Below are 5,315 nucleotides of genomic sequence, written 5' to 3' on the forward strand. Positions count from 1 at the left end.
GCCTCGTCGACGATCATGGAGCAGGCCTCCGACGCGGCCGCCGAGTACGATGCCGCGAGCGCCGCTGCCAGGGCCCTCATCGGGTTGTCGGCTCGAATCAGCTGGTCCAGCAGCGCGTCCGAGTCGTAGGGGGACGGCGCGGCCGTCGAAAGTTCGTTGATCACGAGCGAACGGAAGGGCTCGTCGCCGGGGCCGAGACCCTCGTCGAGTCTTGCCACCGCCACCGCGGTCTTGACGTGGAAGGCCGCGAGCCCTTCAGGAGTATCCACACCTCACATGATCCTCTCCATCCCGGTGTCGGAAGGCAATTGCTAGGTTTCCCAGCGTCGCTCGGTTTGCGAAGGACCCCAAAGACCAGCTAAACCTCCTCGGGAGGACCGGGTGGCTGCGCAATCGCAGTGGCCCTCCGGTTCCATCGCGCAGCTCTGATGGTCAACACCTGATCGGCGTCCGTGCCGCGGTCCGCGCCGCGACTGGGTTGAAGGGCGGTGACCCGATCTCGGTGACATTGAAAGTCGCCGAGTCCCCGCGGGAAGTCCAGGTGCCCGCTGACTTCGCGGCGGCGATGGAGGAACGCGTGCCAGCTCGACAGTTCTTCGACGGACTGTCCAACAGTGTGCAGCGTTATCACGTGGACACCATCAACGCCGCCAAGTCACCTGAGACCCGGCGGCGACGCATCGACAAGGCCGTCGCCTTGTTCGTGACCGGCAAGCAGCGGTGACCCCGTAGGGAACTGGCCCGCACTGGAAGTGGCTGCGCTCGCAGGTCATCCGCCTGCCAGGACCAACCTGCGCCGCCCACACCTCGCTCCCGAGGGCGGCGTCGCGGTGAGTTCGGCGCGAAGTGTGGCAGCCCGAAGGGTCAAGCCCTAGCGGCGCCCCCGACGTAGCTCGTACGGGCGAGTGGGTCGGTGCCGGTCAGCGTCGGGAAGCTCGCCGGTGCTCACGAACGCCAACGTCGGCTCGTAGAGCTTGCGGTTCTGGTCCTGGCTCGTTCGCCTCAGCAAATCGAACGCATCGGCTTGCTGCAGCTTGTGTTGCGCCATCAAGATGCCTACTGCCGCTCCGATGTCTCGACTGTGGGCCAAGGCGAGCTGGAGATGCTCTGCTTTCGCATCGGCGGCGTCCAGCCGTTCGAGCATCTCCAAGATGAACGCCTCAGTCTCCGTCAGAGACCCCTGTGCAGCAGGCACTGCAGCCGCACGCGTGAACTCGGATGCGGGGGGGGAGGGGTGGTTGTCATCGCGCCGCTCCTGCAACGGTAAGACGGAAGCCTCAGCTGTCTGCTCAACTGAGAATCAAGACGTCGTAGCCGCGGCAGGCGCGCAAAAGAGCCGATCAGCACTGTGTCCCGGTGCGCACCATCCTCGCTGGTGCACGAACGCGTGCGCAGGCCGTCGTCGAGAACTGAACGCACCCCTCGACTTCTGCACGGCCCAGGGCCGAGCAGCCGGGATTGTTCACGAACAGCATGCACGTGCCGGGGGCATGATCGACGATAGAGATAGCGGGGCGTTGACCCTTTGCTGCGACTGTCACCCCTGTCATGAGTAGCACGTCACCGTCCCGCGTGCCCTCCTGCAGCCCGACCCCTGCCCCGACTGGCAACGGGTGGGTTCCGCGCTCATCCTGGGCATCCCTCGGATCCCTGCTCAGCCGTCTCGCACAATTTTCACAGTCAGTAGTCAGAGTCACGTCATATAGGTTGCCTAGGTGGTGGCCGGTCTCGGGGACGAAGAGGGGGCGGGGCATGACGATCAGCGGACGGGATCACTCCTCCGGGGCCGAGGGTGACGAGGTCACGAACGCGCCCGCCCACCCCAGCCACGCCCGGACGTGCAATTCGTTCACGCGCTTCCATCCACAAGAGTTCTTCGGTGAGGACTGGCACGCTCATGTCCCCACGTCTGAGGACTGGGAGCGCACTCGCGTCTGCAGCGAGGGAAACCCGATGACTCGACCACAGGACGGGACCGGGGAGGTCTTCATCGAACGCCGTGAGGGCGGCGTGGACCTCTGGCGCGCCGCGTGGATGTGTGTAGATGAGCGGGACGTCCTGATCTCGAGCGAGCTCGGCCCAGACGCCGCCACGCTCGTCCAGTGCATCGCCTGGGCGGTCCACGCCGCTAAGCCTGCTCGGGTCTCGATCAACCTTGTAACCTGAGCGCGGCCCCGGCGCTCCGCAAACGTCGGGGAGGGCAACGGCATGGACCAGTCCGCCGTTCCTTGCGGTCATCTTCTTGTCCATCTACCTGACCCGCGTGACCATACCCGCGCCACCGAGAATTGCCCCAAGGCGGGGCTCGCCTCCCCGACCAACAGGACGGCGTCTTCGCCGACTGACGCTGGCCTTCGCGAGGGAGCGCAATCATTGGGAACGCGGAAAAGGAGCGCCTGGCCGGCTCCCTCGCCCGAGGACGATAGGAGCCGGCCAGTTCTTAAGATGAGAGTTCTTCTGTGTTCCGCTGTGCCACCGCCCGGTACACCGAGGCTCGGCTGACGCCGACGACGCGAGCAATGGCAGCGATGTCGTGCTCACGGCTCTCGTACATGCTGCGGGCGACCTTGAGCTTCTCAGGAGTCCAGACAGTGGGCCGGCCACCGTGGCGTCCACGTGCACGGGCCGCCGAGAGGCCGGCCATGGTGCGCTCCCGGATGAGGTCTCGCTCGAACTCGGCGAGAGCGCCGAAGACATGGAAGATGAGCTTGCCGCCCGGGGTGGAGGTGTCGATGCTCTCGGTGAGGCTTCGGAAGGCGACGCCCCGGGGCTCGAGCTTCTGGACGGTGTCGATGAGGTGGCGCAGACTGCGGCCGAGCCGGTCGAGCCTCCACACCACGACGGTGTCTCCTGGTCGGAGCTGGTTGAGCATGGCGTCGAGGGAGGGGCGGTGCTCGAGCGTGCCGAGGGCTTTGTCGGTGAAGATGTACCGCGAGCGAGTCACAGGTCTTATCGGCTGGGGTTCGAATTCGGCGATAGCAAGCCCGATTCGCGGTGGGGACACATCGTCGGCAGCAGCGGCCCTGGCGGCCCCGGTTAACTGGGGACGCCTTCGCACAACAACTCGAGAAATGCAACGAGACGCAGCCTCGGAGCGCTCCGTGCCGAGGATCGTCGGTCCTCAAAGTTGCAACGGGCGTCACAGCGGGCGACCACGGCACCGACAGAAAGCACTGCGCAGCCCCAGTCCGCGGAGGAGACTCAGAAGGTGAAGTTCGGAACCTCCCCTGCTGGGTCATGGGGCACATGTTCCGCACCAAGCCCGGCGACAAGGACATGCTGGTCTGCCAGCGCTGCGGGGCTCAGGAGCTGCGGTGGACCAAGCAGATGCGCGACAAGGCCCACAACCCCTGGTCGTAGCCGCACCATGACCCAGCACTTGAAGATCCGTTCCTGATAGGAACCGCAACGCCGGTGCAGGCGCGGCCGGGTGGATCGGAGTAGAACATGACCGCTGCAGGCGCACGATCGCGCAAGCCGTTGCTCTGTCGCCTCAATCTCCACCACAAGTGGCGGACCGAGCATGCTCCCACCGGTGGGCAGTTCCGCCGCTGCACCCGATGCGGAAAGGACGATCCGGGCGGCTTCACGGAAGGGACGCCGAACATCATCGGCGGGCACTTCTGACCAGCGATCACACTCGAGGTATTCCCGCGGACTGATGCCCGCCTGGCGCGCGTTACCGTCGCTGCCGCAGCTGCGCCATCCTCGCCTCAGACTCCCACTGCTCCTCCGCCATCGCCACGACAGCCCTCGCTGCCCGATCGGACCAGCCCGCCCACGTCCGTCGCCACCACTGCCTAACTGTCCGCATGGATCAACCGTAGAACCGTCAGCCCACGGATGAACCTGGCCACCTACGGCGTCCACCCCCACGACGCCGGAGTTGCCTCCGCCATGCTGAACACCTCCCAGCAGGTCGGCGGCTCCATCGGCACCGCCCTGCTCAACACCATCGCGGCCGGCGCTGCCACGGCCTGGGCCGCCCCGCACGCCGCCCCCGGCGCTGCCCCGATCCGTGCTGGCGAGCCGGATACTCCCGCAAGCTCGACCGGGATGGCGACGGCATCGCCTGCGAGTAGCCACCCGCGCCCGGACACAAAGCTCCAGAGACCAGCGACGAGCAAAGTGCCGACACCCCACGTGTTGACTCGCTTCGCGAGAGGCCCACCCTGGCAGGGGGGGTGCTAGGGCGGGCCCCTCGCTTCGAGGCTACGCGTCAGCGGGCCGCGAGTCCTCGGCCCCGAGGCGTACCCATCTCTCGGCCAGCCGCCCGAGGGCCGCGCCGTGACCCGCAGAAAGCGTGCCCAGGATCGTGTCCTCCCGGACCGGAGGGGCATGGCCGTTGGGACAACAATTGTCCGCTGTGCGCGGCAGCGCGAGCGAGCCCGCTGCGGAGGTCGCCGTCAGCGCCTGCGTCAGGCGTCAACCATCCTTGCCTCGGACTCGCCCGAGCCGAGCCTCGCTGAAGGGCGCGTCCCTGCGGCTCCCTTCTCTTGCTAACCGGTCATTACAGGGGGCGGTCTCGAGGAGCTCGGGCGTCAGTTCTGCACCGCCCGCGACACCTGCCACGTCTCGGCAAGGGAGATCCGGCTTGGCCATCCTTGAGACGAGTGTCTTCCGAGACACCCAGATGACGGATGGCGACGCCCCTGCAAATCTGTCGCGATCCGGTCGTTGAAGAGTTGGTCAGAAGGCGCGTCCTTCCGCCGCGAGTCGGCTGTGGCGGCAGACCAACACGTTGTCGACGGCAGCTGAAAACTGACCCCGTGACGGCAGGGCGGGTTCTAGTCAACTTCGCAACATGGACGGACTTTCGGAGGCTAGCAGTGCAGAGAAGAGGTGGGCTGGGGTGTGGTCAAGCAGGACCATCCTGGGTCGGTTGTTGAGCTCGTTCTCGACGGCGAGCAGGTGCGCCTCGGTGTGCACGCTCAGGTCGGTTCCCTTCGGAAAGTAGTCGCGCAGCAGGCCGTTGGTGTTCTCGTTCGAGCCGCGCTGCCACGGGGAGTGGGAGTCACAGAAGTAGACCGGTGTCCCTAAGGACCGCGTGATGCTCAGATGCGCCGCCATCTCGGCTCCCTGGTCCCAGGTGATCGAGCGCAGCAGCGCCGGCGGCAGGTCGCCCATCCGCGCTGACAACGCTGCATGCAAGGCGTCGCTGTCCCAGTACGGAAGGTGCAGCAGCCGAAGGACCCGGGTCGTGCGCTCCACGAGCGTGCCGATCGCCGAGCGCTGGTCCTTTCCGATGATCAGGTCTCCTTCCCAGTGCCCAGCCTCGGACCGGTCCTCGGGCGGAAACGGTCGCTCGTGGACCG

8 protein-coding genes are annotated in these 5,315 nt (G+C 66.5%); 4 read left to right on the top strand and 4 right to left on the bottom strand.

All coding sequences use genetic code 11. The features are described 5' to 3' along the window. The coding region (locus tag AB4030_RS22240; protein WP_442281340.1) for a hypothetical protein at positions 1 to 269 on the bottom strand (269 nt) is incomplete at its 3' end. 272 nt (positions 270 to 541) lie between these two features. Here AB4030_RS22240 and AB4030_RS22245 point away from each other — a divergent pair. Continuing rightward, complete coding sequence (locus tag AB4030_RS22245; RefSeq protein ID WP_442281379.1) at positions 542 to 724, top strand: YdeI/OmpD-associated family protein; 183 nt, start codon at positions 542 to 544, stop codon at positions 722 to 724. A gap of 147 nt (positions 725 to 871) precedes the next feature. On the opposite strand, the gene AB4030_RS22250 is transcribed toward AB4030_RS22245, so the two are convergent. Then, positions 872 to 1,144, bottom strand: a complete 273-nt coding sequence (locus AB4030_RS22250; protein ID WP_442281384.1) for an ANTAR domain-containing protein — start codon at positions 1,142 to 1,144, stop codon at positions 872 to 874. Between the two features lie 809 nt (positions 1,145 to 1,953). On the opposite strand from AB4030_RS22250, the gene AB4030_RS22255 reads away from it, so the two are divergent. Next, entirely contained in the window at positions 1,954 to 2,166 is a 213-nt protein-coding gene (locus tag AB4030_RS22255; protein ID WP_442281380.1) for a hypothetical protein, read from the top strand. Between the two features lie 274 nt (positions 2,167 to 2,440). Here the strand turns inward: AB4030_RS22255 and AB4030_RS22260 are convergent, their stop codons facing one another. Beyond that, positions 2,441 to 2,944 carry a recombinase family protein gene (locus AB4030_RS22260; RefSeq protein WP_442281381.1) on the bottom strand — a complete coding sequence of 168 codons (504 nt, stop codon included), beginning with the start codon at positions 2,942 to 2,944 and terminating at the stop codon, positions 2,441 to 2,443. A gap of 293 nt (positions 2,945 to 3,237) precedes the next feature. On the opposite strand from AB4030_RS22260, the gene AB4030_RS22265 reads away from it, so the two are divergent. After that, positions 3,238 to 3,360, top strand: coding sequence for a hypothetical protein (locus AB4030_RS22265; protein WP_442281382.1), 123 nt, complete (start codon positions 3,238 to 3,240; stop codon positions 3,358 to 3,360). A gap of 617 nt (positions 3,361 to 3,977) precedes the next feature. Continuing rightward, entirely contained in the window at positions 3,978 to 4,082 is a 105-nt protein-coding gene (locus AB4030_RS22270) for an excalibur calcium-binding domain-containing protein (protein ID WP_442281385.1), read from the top strand. A gap of 709 nt (positions 4,083 to 4,791) precedes the next feature. Here the strand turns inward: AB4030_RS22270 and AB4030_RS22275 are convergent. Then, positions 4,792 to 5,315: IS30 family transposase (locus AB4030_RS22275; RefSeq protein WP_442281383.1), on the bottom strand; the 524-nt coding region annotated here is incomplete at its 5' end.

Source organism: Terrabacter sp. 2YAF2, from assembly GCF_052114705.1.
GTDB lineage: Bacteria > Actinomycetota > Actinomycetes > Actinomycetales > Dermatophilaceae > Terrabacter.

Excerpts from the sequence above, each read along its gene's own strand:
- AB4030_RS22250 (WP_442281384.1), bottom strand. The coding sequence starts at position 1,144 with ATGCTCGAACGGCTGGACGCCGCCGATGCGAAAGCAGAGCATCTCCAG.
- AB4030_RS22255 (WP_442281380.1), top strand. The coding sequence starts at position 1,954 with ATGACTCGACCACAGGACGGGACCGGGGAGGTCTTCATCGAACGCCGT.
- AB4030_RS22265 (WP_442281382.1), top strand. The coding sequence starts at position 3,238 with ATGGGGCACATGTTCCGCACCAAGCCCGGCGACAAGGACATGCTGGTC.